We start from the raw sequence: 15,429 nt of genomic DNA on the forward strand, positions 1-15,429 counted from the left end.
TTTACATCCTAAGGATGATTTCTAATCAATAATTATCACTAAGAATCTGAAATATAGATAAAAATAACCAAATATACCAAATTCTTACGAAGTATAGTAAGGATCTCTCTTACGGAATGTTCAATTGACCGTTATGGTGTTAAAACCACTAACGCTATTTGCGAAGTCAGGTTATAACTAAGAATTTTTTGAATAATCCCTGATGCAGCAAGTTCTTCGGAAACAGCTTTCAAAACTTCTTTGCACGCAAAATTTCCATCAATTTCAACAGCGCTTGGCCGCGATGACTAATTCGATTTTTCTGCTCAGCGGAAAGCTCGGCCGATGTTTTGCCAAACTCGGGTAGAAAAAAATAGGGATCGTAACCGAAACCGCCCTCACCTCTTGGGTGATCAATAATTTCTCCGTGCCATGAGCCATCCACGATGATCGGCTGTGGATCGTCGGCATGGCGCAGCAACACGATGATGCAATAATAGTAAGCCCGCCGGTCGGTTTCATTTTTCAATGCATTGATCAGTTTCAGATTGTTGCGCTCATCGGATTTCGGTTCCCCAGCGTAGCGCGCTGACAAGACACCGGGAGCACCCTGCAACGCACGAACACAAATTCCTGAATCATCCGAAAGTGCCGGTAATCCTGAGCAGCGGCTGGCATGACGCGCTTTCACCAACGCATTTTCGACAAACGTCCCATGCGGCTCATCAACTTCACCAGTATCAAACTCAGCTTGCGGCACGACCTCAATCGACAAGGATGCCAACAGAGCATTAATTTCACGTAATTTGCCTGCATTATTGCTGGCGATGACCAGCCTGTTTGGCTTATCCATGCCGGGATTCTTGCGATAGAGCATTTTTTTGGAGAGCGATCAATTCCTGAATGCCGTGTTGCGCCATATTCAGCATGTCCTCCAATTCCTTGCGGTCGAACGGACTTCCTTCGGCAGTGCCTTGGACTTCGATGATACCCGAATTACCTGTCATCACGACATTCATGTCGGTATCGCAGGAAGAATCCTCGATGTAATCAAGATCCAATAAAGGCACACCTTGATGAATTCCTACCGAAATAGCAGCCACATGATCGATAATCGGAGAAGTTTCGATGAGCTGTTGATAAATCAGTTTGTCGATAGCGTCGTGTAGCGCGACAAATGCGCCGGTAATGCTGGCAGTACGTGTGCCGCCGTCGGCCTGGATTACATCACAGTCAATCTGAATGGTGCGTTCCCCCAGTTGTTTTAAATTTACTACCGCACGCAATGCCCTACCGATCAAGCGCTGGATTTCCATGGTTCGACCTGATTGCTTTCCTTTGGCCGCTTCGCGTTGCATGCGCGTATGCGTCGAACCCGGAAGCATGCCGTATTCGGCAGTCAACCAGCCCTGCGCCTGCCCTCTCAGAAACGGCGGAACTTGTTCGCTGATACTGGCGGTGCAAATGACCTTGGTATCGCCGCATTCGATCAATACCGATCCATCAGCATGTTTAGTGAAATGACGGATGATTTTTACCGGACGAATCTGCGTGGGAGTACGATGATAACTTCGTGTCATGATGAATAAATGGTTATGTCAGAATGAAAAAATGCTGAAAACCGCATTCTGCCGTGTCGGAGGAAATTAAACCAGCATGCTCGGTTGTCATTGATCAACTGCGCTGATTCGCTTGCTTTGGTCCCTTGATCACCCTTCGTTACACTTGAAGAATTCAGCTAATCAGTGAATCGATAAACCGGCTTCGCAGGAGATCCCGAAGAAACGGTCAGCACTTCATAGCCTGTTTCGGTAACCAGAACGGTATGCTCCCATTGCGCCGACAGACTGCCGTCTTTAGTGGTAATGGTCCAGCCATCCGGCAAATGACGGATGGCTGCTTTCCCGGCATTGATCATGGGTTCGATCGTAAAAATCATGCCCGGTTTGAGTTGCAACCCCGTTCCGCGACGGCCATAATGCAGTACTTGAGGGCTTTCATGGAATCTGGCGCCGATTCCATGGCCGCAAAATTCCCGAACGACGCTATAACCGACACCTTCAGCAAGCCTTTGAATCGCGAACCCGATGTCTCCCAGATGTTTGTCCGGCCTGACTTCATCTATTCCTCGCCACATGGCTTCATAGGTTACTTCGCATAAGCGCTTCGCCTGAATCGATGGCTCTCCGACATAAAACATCCGGCTGGTATCACCATGATATCCTTCATAGATCACAGTAACATCGATATTGACGATATCGCCATTTTTTAATTTCTTGTTTCCGGGTACGCCATGGCAAATTTGATTATTAATGGAAGTGCAGATTGACTTAGGATATGGCGTATGCCCTGAGGGCGCATAATTCAATGGGGCAGGAATGGTATGCTGCACGTCAACCATATAATTATGACATAGCATATCCAATTCTTCGGTCGTGATCCCAGCCACTACGTGGGGAGTAATGAAATCCAGCACTTCTGAAGCTAATTGTCCCGCAATACGCATCGTCTCGATTTCTTGCGGTGTTTTTATCGTTACGGTCATTATTTCCTTATTGAATATCAATGGATGAACCCGCTTCTGGTTCCATTTGGCACAAAGCTGCCATTATAAACGTTCACACTTATTTTGAATGAGCCGTGTATCTTCAAATTGCTCCGCCACTTTCTGGATTTGCTCTTTAATTTCTTCAGTTGTCCCATGAATGACGATTTTCTGAACCGCAACGTTGCGCTCTTCAATCATCAGATTAGTAATCCCTTTCTTTTCGATGTCCTTCAATTGCGCTAATGCGCCATTCTTATCCGTGAACATTCCCAAGGAAATCGCATTCTTTCGATGGCTATCATCTTCCTTGATGCGGAAGCTGATGATGCCGAAATTGCGTAATTTATTAATCATCCGGTTCGCCATGTCCCGGTTCGGCAAAGGAGGAATATGGAGCCAATACTTGAGCGTATTCCCCGCCTCTTCCAAAGTGTACGATTGATCGGGCACTATTTCGGATAGCAAGGATTCGGCTTCATACACTTGCTGTTCATCGAAATTCCCCCATTCCAAACAATTTTCTTCGGTAGGTATCAGTACAATCTTTTCCGAGTGGATCGGTGCCATACCCGGCAGCAGCGCGCTTTCTTTCTCGCTATACCATATCCAGCCTATTGCATATACAACATTAACAATCAATAGCACGACAAAAATTAATCTCATCGAAAAAATAAGGTTCTAATTTTGATATTCATTTAATTTTGTTGTTAACGCTCGTATGCCTTGTTAAAATGCCTCGTTTGAATGTCAACAACTACACACTGATTAACTGGAATGCCCTTACAAATATATGGAATACGAAATATGAAAATGATTAAGACCACGATTGTACTCATCGCGTTGGCATTATCGGCTCCACTTTTAGCTGAAACAGATGATAATAACACCTCTGACACACCTGACACGCCGGTTTCAGCGCCAGCATCTGCTCCGACTCCGCCCCCCGCTCCTGCTACAGTTGAAGAAATCGCTACCGGCGTATGTGCTGGTTGTCACAGTGCAGATGGCAACAGCGTCATTCCGATGAATCCAATCCTGGCGGGACAACATGCAGAGTATATCACTAAGCAATTAATGGATTTTAAAGCAACCGACAACGAAACGCCCAAACGTAACAGTCCGGTCATGTCGTCGATGGTCGCTGCGCTTACACCGGATGAAATGAAAAAATTGGGCGAGTATTACGCTAAGCAAAAAACCACACCGAGCCAAGCCCCGACAGATGAAAAATTGCTGGAATTGGGCAAGATACTTTACCACGGCGGTAATATTGAAGATGGAGTACCTGCTTGTGCAAGTTGCCACGGCCCTAAGGGGTCAGGTATTCCCCCACGCTATCCCGCACTTGCTGGACAACATGCGGAGTACACCATGACTCAGCTCAATTCGTTTAACATGGGTGATCGCAAGAACGATAATTCAGTCATGCAGCAAGTCTTGAGCCGCATGAGCGGCCAGGAAAAGAAAGCCGTTTCAGCGTATATCGCCACCATGCATTAAGACAAACTGGTTGTGCCCATAAAAAAGGCGGAGAAACCGCCTTTTTTATTATTTGAAGATGCTACATAGAAAATTTAATCGCCGCAGCAAATCATTGCCAATTTTTGAAAATTTTCTCCGCGGCTGCAAAAGTTTTATTCAACTCATCATTCCCGTGTCGTGAAGATACAAAGCCTGCTTCGAAAGCCGATGGTGCAAAATAAATACCTTCTTCCAGCATGGCATGAAAGAAACGATTGAAAGCATTTTTGTCGCATTGCATGACTTCTGCGAAGCTGGTCGGTATGTCTTTTCTAAAATAAATCCCAAACATTCCACCAACCGATTGAGCACAAAAATCAATGGCGTGTTTTTTTGCCTCGGCCACGAGCCCATTGACCAATTGTTGCGTCCTATTGGCCAGTTGTTCATAAAAGCCTTGTTCTTGCACGAGCTTCAATGTCGCAAGGCCTGCAGCAACCGCAACCGGATTGCCCGATAGTGTACCCGCTTGATAGACGGGTCCCAAAGGAGCCAAGCATTGCATGATATCCCGACGTCCACCGAATGCAGCCATGGGCATGCCTCCTCCAATCACTTTACCGAGTATGGTCAGATCGGGTTTTATCTGATACAAACCTTGGGCACAGGTCAAACCCACGCGAAATCCTGTCATGACTTCGTCAAATATCAAAACGCTACCTGCCTGAGTGCACAACATACGCAGCTTATTCAGAAAATCGGCTGTAGGTGCGACCAAATTCATATTGCCTGCGACGGGTTCGACGATGACGGCTGCAATGTCTTTTCCCCATTGGTTGAACGCCTCTTCGATTCCGCGGGAATCATTATAATCGAGCACAATCGTATGCCCGGCCGTTTCGGCAGGAACTCCCGCGGAACTGGGGTTTCCGAACGTTAAAGCACCAGACCCAGCCTTAACTAGCAAAGAATCGTCGTGACCGTGATAGCAGCCTTCGAATTTGATGATCTTGCTTCTGCCTGTGAACCCTCGCGCCAGACGAATCGCGCTCATCCCCGCTTCGGTACCTGAACTGACGAGCCGAACCTGCTCTATCGATGGAAGCAACCGGCAAATGAGTTGAGCGATATTCAATTCCGCTTCAGTCGGCGCACCGAACGTCAAACCTTTTTGCGCCGCCGCCTGAACCGCCTGAACCACTTCAGGATGCGCATGCCCCAGAATCAAAGGCCCCCAGGAACCGACATAGTCGATATATGATTTGCCGTCAGCATCCCAGAAATAAGCGCCCTCGCCCCGTTGAAAAAAGACGGGTTCGCCCCCTACTGATCTGAAAGCACGAACAGGTGAATTGACCCCTCCTGGAATAAATTGCTGGGATTGCTCAAATAATTGATGATTGCGTGAAGTCATTGGATTACTCAAAAAAATTAAAAAGTATTAATACGTTCGGAATAGGTTTCGTCAAACATTTGTGCAAATTGGGCTGCGGTGCATGCTATCTCTTTCGCAAAAAAAAGTTCATTGCAAACCGCAATTGCTGCGCATCCGTTCTCAATCAACGGCTTGGCGTTTGTCAATCGAATGCCGCCAATCGCAACCATTGGAATCGAGATGGACTGGCTTGCCTGATCCATTATATCGAGCGTGACAGGCACAGCATCAGGCTTGGTCAACGACGGAAAGCATGCGCCGAATGCGACATAACTTGCTCCCTCTCGCTCAGCCCTGATGGCCAAATCCAAACGGTTATAGCACGAAACACCGATTATCTTATTTTGGCCAAGCAGTTTTTTGGCATCATTGATTTTTGTATCATCCTGACCCAAATGAACGCCGTCCGCATCAATATCCGCAGCCATATCGACGTAATCGTTAATAATCAAGGGGACCTGATAATCTCTGCACAACTGCAATAATAATCGTGCTTGCTCGATCAATACAGACCGATGCGCCAGCTTATTCCGATATTGAACGATTCTTGCTCCACCGACTATCGCTTGTTGCGTTCTGCTCAGCAACGCATCAGTATCCATCAGATCTGGAGTAATGGCATACAATCCTCCGATCTCAGGAGTTTTCAACGGCTATCTCTTCATTTTCGATATCGTCGGTACTTTTGGCCCAGAAAAATCGATCCGGGAGGTATTGCCCCATGCCCGGGCGGAAACCTGCTTGCAATGCATGCCAAGTAAAATCCTGCGCTTCGATGACACTATCGTTCATCGATGATCCATGCGCCAATGACGCAGCAATTGCAGAAGCCAATGTACAACCGGATCCATGATAGGTATGTTCAAGTCTTTCCCATTCATCCGCGCGCACGATGCCTTGAGCTCCGTACAATGTGTTAGTGACTTGCGCGGTATTTTCATGGGTACCGGTGATCAATACATATTCGCAGCCCATTTTCAATAAGCGTTTCGCGCAGAGATCCAGATCCAACTTGATATCGCTAAGGTCACTCTCGCGTTGAGCCAGATGCCGCGCTTCCAGGCTATTCGGCGTTAATAACGTAACTTGCGGTAATAACAGTTCCCGCATGGCATCGATCATTTCTTCATTGGCCAGTTCATCGCCCCGTCCGGACGTCAGTACAGGATCCATGATCAGAGGGATATGAGGATAGTCCGACACGATTTCTGCAACTGCCGCAATGATTTCAATACTGCCCAATAGTCCGATCTTGAAAACCTGTACGGGCATGTCTTCCAGTACGATTCGCGCCTGATCAGTGATCAATTCAGAATCCAGCGGCACGACATCGTTGACTCCGGTCGTATCTTGGATGGTAATGGCAGTGACGATGGATAATGGATGACACCCCATACTGGCGATGGTCAGCATGTCAGCCTGCAGACCCGCTCCACCACTGGGGTCATTAGCTGCAAAAGAAAGTACGATTGGGGGTGGCTGTAACATGCATTAATACCGTAAAATAGTATTTTAACCTAAAAAGGAACTTACTATCTATCATGCCTAACGAAGAGAATCGGGAATACAATCGCTACATGTGTTTAATTTGCGGCTATATCTATGATGAAGCCTTAGGCTCTCCAGATGAAGGCATTGCACCGGGTACGCGCTGGGAAGATGTTCCGATCAACTGGACCTGTCCTGAATGTGGTGCTCGTAAAGAAGATTTCGAAATGGTAAAAATATAATGCGTATTTTGCATACCATGCTTCGGGTGGGTAATCTCGAAAAATCGCTGGCATTCTATACGCAGGTACTTGGTATGAAGCTACTGCGCCGCAAAGATTATCCTGAAGGCAAATTCACCCTTGCTTTTGTAGGCTATCAAGATGAGGCACAAGGCACCGTTTTGGAATTGACTCATAATTGGGATACGCCGTCCTATCATCTCGGCGAAGGATTTGGCCATATCGCTATCGAAGTTGAAGATGCCTACCAGGCATGCGAAAACACCAGACAATCAGGCGGAAAAGTCACACGCGAAGCGGGCCCCATGAAGCATGGCAGCACCATCATTGCTTTTATCGAAGATCCTGACGGATACAAAATCGAATTCATTCAGAAAAAATTACCCGAGTCTCAAAACCCACTGTAGCTCATGAATGTTTCTTTATTGAGCAATAACTCAGCAACAGAAAAATTGTCGGTATTTTGTTGATGTCGGGCAAGCAGTTGCGCCATTCTTTGATCGATTTGGTCGCGATCATCTCTGTCGAGGCCGTTAAATGACTGGCAATACACAAGTCAGTGTCATCGCTGCATGAGCTGACGATCTGTTCAAGCAATTTTTGATTGCGATACGGCGCCTCGATAAAAATTTGTGTCTGCTTAGAAAGGCTGGAAAGCTTTTCCAGCTCAATGATCTTTTTCACTCGTGCTGATGCTTCGATCGGCAGGTAACCATGGAAAGCAAAACATTGTCCGTTGAGACCTGAGGCCATCAATGCCAACAAGATGGATGATGGCCCAACCAGCGGCACGACACGGATATTCTTCCGGTGCGCCAATCTGATCAATTCTGCGCCGGGATCCGCTACCGCCGGGCAACCTGCTTCCGATAGAATGCCAACGTCGTGGCCGGTCAATAATGGGTCCAGTAATTGTTCAAAACCATTCGCCGGTGTGTGCTCATCGAGCGTCAACAATTGCAATTCTTGCAAGGAATATCGCGAGGGGATGTGCTTCAGGAATTGCCGCGCGGTTTTGGGACGCTCAACGATGAAGCAAGCGATCTCGGCGATTTTCTGCTGAACTGTACTGGGAAGCACTGCTGAGATATTTTCCTCGCTGAGCGGCGCAGGTATCAAATATAGCGTACCTGTCACTCAATCACCGCTCGCGGTTAAATACTTCATCACAACCTCAATGCAATGTCCGGGGAACACTGAGAATAAACTCAGGTATGGGTACATCAAAATGCATGCCATCCTCGGCTGCCATCTGATAGCTTCCCTTCATGGATCCTACCGGGGTTGAAATCACGGTACCGCTGGTATATTCAAAACTATCACCTGGCCTAAGCAACGGCTGTTCTCCCACGACGCCCAAGCCGCGCACTTCTTGTACCGTGCCATCACCATTGTCAATAATCCAGTGCCTGCTGATCAACTGAGTCGCCACAGTGCCGGTGTTGGCTATGGTAATTGTGTAAGCGAATACGTGGCGCTCGGCATCCTCATCCGATTGATCAGGTAGATAAGCTGTTCGGATACTGATATTGATTTCGTATTTCTTATTTTCAGACATTTTGATTTCGTATCGTTTTTATTACTGTATCAAGACAATGAAAAACCCTATCCCTTCAAATAATTTACTCATAAATCGCTATCCAGTTACGCGCACTCGGGTATTTACGGTTAAAATACCTGATCTTTGTTATTATTTATTGAGAGGTTTTCATGTATCGCATTGCACCCAGCATTCTTTCCGCCAACTTTGCCAAACTCGGCGATGAAATAACTGCTGTTATCGACTCGGGCGCGGATATTGTTCATTTTGACGTAATGGATAATCATTATGTACCCAATCTGACCATTGGCCCACTCGTATGCGAAGCAATACGACCAGTTACTGATGCTATGATCGACGTTCATCTGATGGTCGAGCCTGTAGATCGTATTATTCCAGATTTTGCCAAAGCAGGCGCTAATATCATTTCCTTCCATCCTGAAGCCTCCAATCACATTGATCGCACCATTGGACTCATCAAGGAACAAGGATGCAAAGCCGGGTTGGTGTTCAATCCGGCAACGCCGCTATCCTATCTGGATCATGTGCTCGACAAGCTCGATTTGATTCTGATCATGTCTGTCAATCCCGGTTTCGGTGGACAAAAATTCATTCCCGAAGCGCTGAATAAATTACGCGCCGTCAGAAAACGCATCGATGCCAGCGGTAAAGATATCATGCTGGAAATCGATGGTGGTGTAAAAGTCGACAATATTGCCGAAATCGCTCGCGCAGGCGCAGATACTTTTGTTGCCGGATCTGCGATTTATCAAGCCGGCAAGGATACCGATCCGCATCGCTATGACACTATCCTGGCAGCCTTCCGCGCCGAACTGGCTACAGTGTAGTCAACCTTTTCCCAGCTTTCTCTATTTTCATATATTCACATGAACCATAGCCTTACTCATATGGCCGAGAACACGGTGAAAAAAATTGAGCCTCCTCTGGCCGTCAAGGTCATCATGATCGATCTGGATGGAACGTTACTCGACACAGCCGATGATCTCGCATTAGCCGCAAACCTGATGTTGAAAGACCTGGGAATGCCTGAACAATCCGCTGCAACCATCTGCTCGTATATCGGCAAGGGCATACAAAAGCTGGTCAAGCGCACCTTAACCGGTCAACTCGATGGCGAGCCTGATCCAGCACTATTCAATAAGGCCTTGCCGATTTATGAGAAACACTATGCCGCTAATCTAAGTATCAACACGCGTCCTTTCCCGGGCGTGGTAGACGGTATCAAAGCAATGCAACAAGCAGGTTTCAAATTGGCCTGCATTACCAATAAAGCCGAAACGTTTACCCTGCCGCTGCTGCGTTCTACCGGACTATATGATCAGTTTGAGATCGTGCTGTCCGGCGATAGTCTGCCGAAGAAAAAACCGGACCCGATGCCGTTGCTGCATATCTGCAAGCATTTCGGCGCACATCCTCATGAGGCATTACTGATCGGCGATTCGCTGAACGATGCAATCGCCGCAAGGGCGGCGGGATGTCATGTATTTTGCGTGCCCTATGGTTATAACGAAGGCCGCAATGTATATGAGCTCGATTGCGATGCGATTGTAAACACACTGGTAGATGCCTCTCGATTGATCAAGTACCTGCCCTAGTAAACGATATGACCGAAACGGAATTCAACGAGCTTGCACAGCAAGGCTATAACCGTATTCCCATCATTCTGGACACCTACGCAGATCTTGACACGCCGTTATCGATTTATTTGAAACTGGCAAATCAACCTTATTCGTATCTATTGGAATCGGTTCAGGGCGGTGAGCGTTTTGGTCGCTATTCATTCATCGGATTGCCAGCGTCAACTCGTCTGGAGGCAAGCGGTGATTGCATCACGATAGTTACCGGAAACCAGATTGAAACTGTTCAGACAGACGATCCACTGGCTTTTATCGAAACCTATCAGCGTCAATTCAAGGCTGCACCCTGTCCCTCAGGAATGTCGCGATTTTGTGGCGGACTCGTCGGTTATTTCGGCTATGATACGGTTCGGTTGATCGAACGCAAGCTGGATGGTGATGCCAAGCCGGATACACTCGGCACGCCGGACATTATGTTGTTATTATCGGAGGAACTGGCAGTCGTTGATAATCTTTCCGGCAAATTGTACTTGATTGTCTACGTCAATCCGGAAAATGAACAGGCTTACCAAACGGGATGCAATCGCCTGCGTGCACTATTGGCAAAACTTCGTCAACCAGTAATTATTCCCACTGAACACGCGGTCATATCCGAAGCTGCAATCTCTGAATTTCCAGAAGAAAGCTTCAAAGCCGCCGTCGAACGCGCCAAACGCTATATCTACGATGGCGATATCATGCAAGTCGTTTTGTCACAGCGCACCAGCAAACCTTTCGGTGCGTCGCCATTAGCACTCTATCGGGCGTTACGAAGCCTCAATCCGTCGCCATACATGTTCTTTTATCATTTTAATGATTTTTACGTCGTCGGCGCCTCTCCGGAGATTCTGGTCCGGCTTGAAGATGATGCTGTCACAGTGCGCCCGATCGCCGGTACTCGACCGCGCGGAAAAACCCCTCAGGAAGACATTACTCTGGCAACCGATCTTTTAGCTGATCCAAAAGAACGAGCCGAGCATGTCATGCTGATGGATTTAGGCCGCAATGATATTGGCCGGGTGGCGCAAACCGGCACAGTCAAGGTAACCGAAAACATGCAAATCGAGCATTATTCGCATGTTATGCACATCGTGTCGAATGTCGAGGGGCAATTAAAACCAGGGCTTACGGCCATTGATGTACTGCGAGCGACTTTTCCCGCCGGCACCGTCAGTGGTGCTCCAAAAGTGCGGGCGATGGAAATCATCGATGAACTGGAAGTCTCCAAGCGCGGCATTTACGCTGGCGCTGTCGGTTATCTGGGTTTCAATGGCGACATGGATCTGGCGATCGCCATCCGCACCGGTGTCATCAAGAATGGCCAGTTACATGTGCAGGCAGGTGCAGGCATTGTGGCCGATTCAGTGGCACAAAATGAATGGATCGAAACTCAGAATAAAGCTAAAGCGCTGTTACGTGCGGCTGAGATTGCCGAACAGGGCCTCGACAGCAAACTGTAGGTCAGTCTCTAACATTCCCGGTACTCACAAAATTCAACAAGCCAGCAGGATCTGATCGAAACAAGCTGGCTTGCGCTTCACTTTCTCTGGTTAAGGTTGCTTTTACTAATGCGCAATCAATGTCGATTCAATTTCAGCAAAACTTTTGGCTACATTCTTGGGGATGATCACCGTATCCAATTGTTTCTCAATTTGCGTCCACGAGAAGATACCGCAAATTCTGGGAGGCCCGATGACATTGTCATCAATAACCAGTGCATGCAACCGACCGCTTTCGCGCAAACTGGCAACGATATTTCCGACCCGGGCATGCCTTACTTCATCGAGTGAAATAGCTTCCAATTTCTCAAGGGGCGTCATCACATCCATAACCAGAATTTCACTATGCTTGATGCCTCTCTCCTGTATGAAGCGCATCGGTTTTTCCCCGAGAATATCGGTCGCAGTGATGATACCGGCTAACGATTCGTTATCATTGATCACCAGCAGAGTTCGTATACCGCGTTGCATCATATAAGTATTTGCAATTTCCATTGGAACATCAGGCGCAATGACAGCAGCACGGATTCTGCGCAGATCCGTCATGACTTCTGATGCAGGAGAGTCGAGAGCTACTTGACCAGGCGGCGCCGGTTGGGAAATTTTTATCGTGCCTGCGAGATATTGCACAGCAAGAGATTTATATTCATTCATCATATTGCGCACTCCTCTTCGATTAATGGGTACCAACTGACTTCAAAATAGATGATCTACCTTGAGAAGGAACTCTACGCCGAAAAGAATTTTGAATCAATAGTCCTATTCTTGATAGGGGAATTCAAGGCCGCTCATAGACCCAATTCACCAGCGCATCCATTGCAGAGCGCATTTGCGCAGCTTTGGCATGATTGACGAAGAAAATGACGACGGTGCGCCGCCCTTTTCGATCGCGCACATAGCCTGCCAAGGCGCGGACATCGGTCAATGCGCCGGTTTTCATATGCGCTTGACCTTTAGTTGGGGTATCGGTAAATCGATTTTTCAATGTGCCATCGACAGCCGCAATAGGTAAGGATGACAAAAACTCCGGCATCACCGCGCTATCAAATGCCATCAGCAAAAGCTTCCCTAGATGACGCGCGCTTATCTGTTCTTTGCGCGATAACCCGGAGCCATTTTCAATGATCAATTCCGGAAAAATCAGTTGCTTGGAATCGAGCCAGCGCCGTATCGCCGAATCGGATTTGGTAAGCGTGGCTGGCGTATTTTGGATGACATTTCCACCCGTGCCCAGCGTCAGATAAAGCTGGCGCGCAGCAATATTATTGCTGAATTTATTGATGCCGCGAATGACCTCAGAGAGAGGTGGTGATTGATAAATTTTCAGAGGCGTCAGACTGGGGGATGCAGTTCCTTCGATGACATTGCCTTGAAACAATCCGCCCTGCTGCGACCATAAATGACTGAACAAATCGCGAGTATACGTAGCGCTATCATGCACACTCAGCATCTGAGACTGGGTGCCGCAGTGTTCAGAAAAACTGCCGTTTAAAGCAACCGTAAGTGGCTTATCCGGAGTATTTTCCGCAATTACCTCGATCGACAGCAGATTCTGCCAATCTCCGCAGGCATTCTGAGTAAGTCGCAAATTATTTTCGATGTTCAATGAGTTCGGCAATGGATCCACAACAGCACGAACCGCATTTTTTTCCGGTAGGGGAATCAAATGAATGGTGGAGGTTCGGTAATTGATCAGCACGGCTTCCGGAAGAGTATTGTAGGTGCGATAAGGTTGGCCGTCGAATTCCCCCGGATCGCCACGCGGAATGTCGTAGTGCAGATGATCCAAAATCAGATTGCCCTTGATTTCCCGCAATCCGGTTTGCCGCAGGCGATGCAGTAATAGCCAGAAATTTTCCAGATCGAGCTTGGGATCGCCATAGCCTTTAATGATCAGATCACCGTGCAGAATGCCATCAATCAGCTTGCCATTCGCATATAGCACGGTTGGCCACGTGAATGCCGGTCCCAATATCTCCAGTCCGGCGTACGTCGTCAGCAATTTCATCACCGACGCGGGATTCATCGCTGCATCGGCATTGACTTCGATCAATGGCCGGCGTGCGCCGATTTCATGGACATATATCCCCAGCGCACTATCAGGAATGGCCAAGTGCTGTGCTTGCCGTTTAACAGGCGCAGGTAAATTCTGTGCACATAACGGAACGGCTAGGGTGATGGATTGCAACACTAGAGAAAAAAACAGGCAGCTCCTGAGCATTAATGGCAGAGTTCAATAACAATCATTTTTTCATCTTGCAAAGCGCAAACCCGTCGTCCCATCCCATTCGATACTGCCCGTCCTTTTCATAGCGATTGAGATCTTTGAACGCCCAACTGGATCTCTTTGCCGTTTCACACCCATCGATATAGCCTTGTTGAGTATTCAGGGGATAGCCCGTCAGATTATATTTAGGCTTGGCGCTTTCCGGCAATGCACCGGTCGGGCGCTCAGGTTTTTGAGATGGAATTTGCTGTTTGCTGGGCACGCTGCTGCATGCCGATACCCACAGAATGATCACGATCACAACAAGTGATAAACGATAATGCATCGATACACCTCGAATTAAGATTGGTTCGTAGCGAAACTTTAAAAATACTGCGCTGGCGCTCGAGAAGCGGCGTTCAAATCAGGTGCAATTGCATTTTTTACTTTGCCTGACCGGCAGCTGCTGTTTTTTTAGGATTTCTCCAGGATCAGATTACAACACTGATTTCAATAATTTTCCCATATCGGCCGGATTCCGGGTCACTTGGATGCCGCAGGATTCCATCACCTCAAGTTTTTCTTGCGCCGTGCCTTTGCCTCCGGAAATAATCGCACCGGCATGACCCATGCGTTTCCCTGGCGGTGCAGTCACGCCGGCAATGAATCCGACCACGGGTTTGCGCATGTGATCCTTCACCCAGCGAGCACATTCTTCTTCATCGGTGCCACCGATTTCCCCTACCATCAATACCGCATCGGTCTCATCGTCATCATTGAATAACTGCAGGACATCCAAGTGCTTCAATCCATTCACCGGATCGCCGCCGATTCCGATACAGGTCGACTGTCCCAATCCAAGCGCCATCAATTGCGCTACCGCTTCATAAGTCAGCGTGCCCGAGCGTGACACCACGCCGATGCGGCCTTTTTTATGGATATAACCAGGCATGATGCCGATCTTGATTTCATCCGGAGTAATGATGCCTGGGCAGTTAGGACCGATCAGGCGCGTTTTCTTACCCTGCATCCTATACCGTGTTCGAATCATATCCCGCACTGGAATTCCTTCTGTGATGCAAATGACCAGATCCAGTTCCGCTTCGACAGCTTCATCGATGGCGGCAGCGGCAAATGGCGGTGGCACATAAATCACCGAAACATTTGCACCTGTCTGCTGCTTGGCTTCCTGCACCGTCGCAAATACCGGAATCCCCTCAAAATCTTCGCCCGGTTTGCGAGGATTCACACCCGCCACAAAACATTCCTTGCCATAAGCATAATCACGGCACATGCGCGTATGAAATTGGCCGGTCTTTCCGGTAATGCCCTGCGTCATGACTCGACTGTCACGATTGATCAAAATCGACATCGCTGATTACTCCTCCAATGAA

Annotated in this window: 19 protein-coding genes; 6 read left to right on the forward strand and 13 right to left on the reverse strand. The window is 47.9% G+C overall.

Going from position 1 to position 15,429, the window contains the following annotated elements:
- Positions 1-229: 229 nt before the first annotated feature.
- The 4 genes from rdgB to ABF87_RS08575 all read right to left on the reverse strand — a co-directional run bounded on the left by rdgB (position 230) and on the right by ABF87_RS08575 (position 3,190).
- Positions 230-832: an RdgB/HAM1 family non-canonical purine NTP pyrophosphatase gene (gene rdgB, locus ABF87_RS08560; protein WP_160828710.1), complete on the reverse strand. Its 603-nt coding sequence runs from the start codon at positions 830-832 to the stop codon at positions 230-232.
- Positions 825-1,559 carry a ribonuclease PH gene (gene rph, locus ABF87_RS08565; protein ID WP_160828711.1) on the reverse strand — a complete coding sequence of 245 codons (735 nt, stop codon included), beginning with the start codon at positions 1,557-1,559 and terminating at the stop codon, positions 825-827. The genes rdgB and rph overlap by 8 nt, the downstream gene beginning before the upstream one ends.
- Positions 1,560-1,717: 158 nt before the next feature.
- Positions 1,718-2,524: a type I methionyl aminopeptidase gene (map, locus tag ABF87_RS08570; protein ID WP_160828712.1), complete on the reverse strand. Its 807-nt coding sequence runs from the start codon at positions 2,522-2,524 to the stop codon at positions 1,718-1,720.
- A gap of 63 nt (positions 2,525-2,587) precedes the next feature.
- A complete protein-coding gene (locus ABF87_RS08575) occupies positions 2,588-3,190 on the reverse strand; it encodes an SPOR domain-containing protein (protein WP_160828713.1) in 603 nt (200 codons plus the stop codon).
- A 141-nt stretch (positions 3,191-3,331) separates the two neighbouring features.
- Here ABF87_RS08575 and ABF87_RS08580 point away from each other — a divergent pair, with 141 nt between their 5' ends.
- Complete coding sequence (locus tag ABF87_RS08580; protein WP_160828714.1) at positions 3,332-4,027, forward strand: c-type cytochrome; 696 nt, start codon at positions 3,332-3,334, stop codon at positions 4,025-4,027.
- A 91-nt stretch (positions 4,028-4,118) separates the two neighbouring features.
- On the opposite strand, the gene hemL is transcribed toward ABF87_RS08580, so the two are convergent.
- From hemL to thiD, 3 genes are read right to left on the reverse strand one after another with little or no spacing between them, the layout of a single operon-like run.
- On the reverse strand, positions 4,119-5,402 hold the full coding sequence (gene hemL / locus ABF87_RS08585; protein WP_160828715.1) for a glutamate-1-semialdehyde 2,1-aminomutase: 1,284 nt from the start codon (positions 5,400-5,402) through the stop codon (positions 4,119-4,121).
- Between the two features lie 17 nt (positions 5,403-5,419).
- Positions 5,420-6,073: a thiamine phosphate synthase gene (gene thiE / locus ABF87_RS08590; RefSeq protein WP_160828716.1), complete on the reverse strand. Its 654-nt coding sequence runs from the start codon at positions 6,071-6,073 to the stop codon at positions 5,420-5,422.
- Positions 6,060-6,911 (reverse strand): bifunctional hydroxymethylpyrimidine kinase/phosphomethylpyrimidine kinase, encoded by an 852-nt coding sequence (gene thiD, locus ABF87_RS08595; protein ID WP_160828717.1) that lies wholly within the window; start codon positions 6,909-6,911, stop codon positions 6,060-6,062. Before thiD ends, thiE begins: the two co-directional genes overlap by 14 nt.
- Before the next feature lie 53 nt (positions 6,912-6,964).
- Between thiD and ABF87_RS08600 the strand changes: the two genes are divergently transcribed.
- Both ABF87_RS08600 and gloA read left to right on the forward strand, forming a co-directional pair.
- Entirely contained in the window at positions 6,965-7,153 is a 189-nt protein-coding gene (locus ABF87_RS08600; protein WP_160828718.1) for a rubredoxin, read from the forward strand.
- A complete protein-coding gene (gene gloA / locus ABF87_RS08605) occupies positions 7,153-7,560 on the forward strand; it encodes a lactoylglutathione lyase (protein WP_160828719.1) in 408 nt (135 codons plus the stop codon). The genes ABF87_RS08600 and gloA overlap by 1 nt, the downstream gene beginning before the upstream one ends.
- A gap of 1 nt (position 7,561) precedes the next feature.
- Here gloA and ABF87_RS08610 read toward each other — a convergent pair whose 3' ends face one another.
- Entirely contained in the window at positions 7,562-8,290 is a 729-nt protein-coding gene (locus ABF87_RS08610; RefSeq protein WP_160828720.1) for an SAM-dependent methyltransferase, read from the reverse strand.
- 37 nt (positions 8,291-8,327) lie between these two features.
- Positions 8,328-8,711 (reverse strand): Co2+/Mg2+ efflux protein ApaG, encoded by a 384-nt coding sequence (gene apaG, locus ABF87_RS08615; RefSeq protein WP_160828721.1) that lies wholly within the window; start codon positions 8,709-8,711, stop codon positions 8,328-8,330.
- 152 nt (positions 8,712-8,863) lie between these two features.
- Between apaG and rpe the strand changes: the two genes are divergently transcribed.
- Genes rpe through trpE form a run of 3 tightly spaced genes read left to right on the forward strand, consistent with a single transcriptional unit; the run spans position 8,864 to position 11,790 of the window.
- The gene (rpe, locus tag ABF87_RS08620) at positions 8,864-9,541 is read left to right on the forward strand and encodes a ribulose-phosphate 3-epimerase (RefSeq protein WP_160828722.1); all 678 of its coding nucleotides are present in this window, start codon (positions 8,864-8,866) and stop codon (positions 9,539-9,541) included.
- Between the two features lie 39 nt (positions 9,542-9,580).
- Positions 9,581-10,309, forward strand: coding sequence for a phosphoglycolate phosphatase (locus ABF87_RS08625; protein WP_160828723.1), 729 nt, complete (start codon positions 9,581-9,583; stop codon positions 10,307-10,309).
- Between the two features lie 8 nt (positions 10,310-10,317).
- Entirely contained in the window at positions 10,318-11,790 is a 1,473-nt protein-coding gene (gene trpE / locus ABF87_RS08630) for an anthranilate synthase component I (protein WP_160828724.1), read from the forward strand.
- Positions 11,791-11,895: 105 nt separating this feature from the next.
- On the opposite strand, the gene ABF87_RS08635 is transcribed toward trpE, so the two are convergent.
- The 4 genes from ABF87_RS08635 to sucD form a co-directional block, all read right to left on the reverse strand.
- Complete coding sequence (locus tag ABF87_RS08635) at positions 11,896-12,486, reverse strand: CBS domain-containing protein (RefSeq protein ID WP_160828725.1); 591 nt, start codon at positions 12,484-12,486, stop codon at positions 11,896-11,898.
- A 121-nt stretch (positions 12,487-12,607) separates the two neighbouring features.
- On the reverse strand, positions 12,608-14,050 hold the full coding sequence (dacB, locus tag ABF87_RS08640) for a D-alanyl-D-alanine carboxypeptidase/D-alanyl-D-alanine-endopeptidase (protein ID WP_160828726.1): 1,443 nt from the start codon (positions 14,048-14,050) through the stop codon (positions 12,608-12,610).
- 22 nt (positions 14,051-14,072) lie between these two features.
- Entirely contained in the window at positions 14,073-14,381 is a 309-nt protein-coding gene (locus ABF87_RS08645; RefSeq protein WP_160828727.1) for a hypothetical protein, read from the reverse strand.
- Positions 14,382-14,531: 150 nt separating this feature from the next.
- Positions 14,532-15,407, reverse strand: coding sequence for a succinate--CoA ligase subunit alpha (sucD, locus tag ABF87_RS08650; RefSeq protein WP_160828728.1), 876 nt, complete (start codon positions 15,405-15,407; stop codon positions 14,532-14,534).
- Positions 15,408-15,429: the final 22 nt, after the last annotated feature.

This window comes from Nitrosomonas sp. JL21, assembly GCF_009833095.1.
Classification (GTDB): Bacteria; Pseudomonadota; Gammaproteobacteria; order Burkholderiales; family Nitrosomonadaceae; genus Nitrosomonas.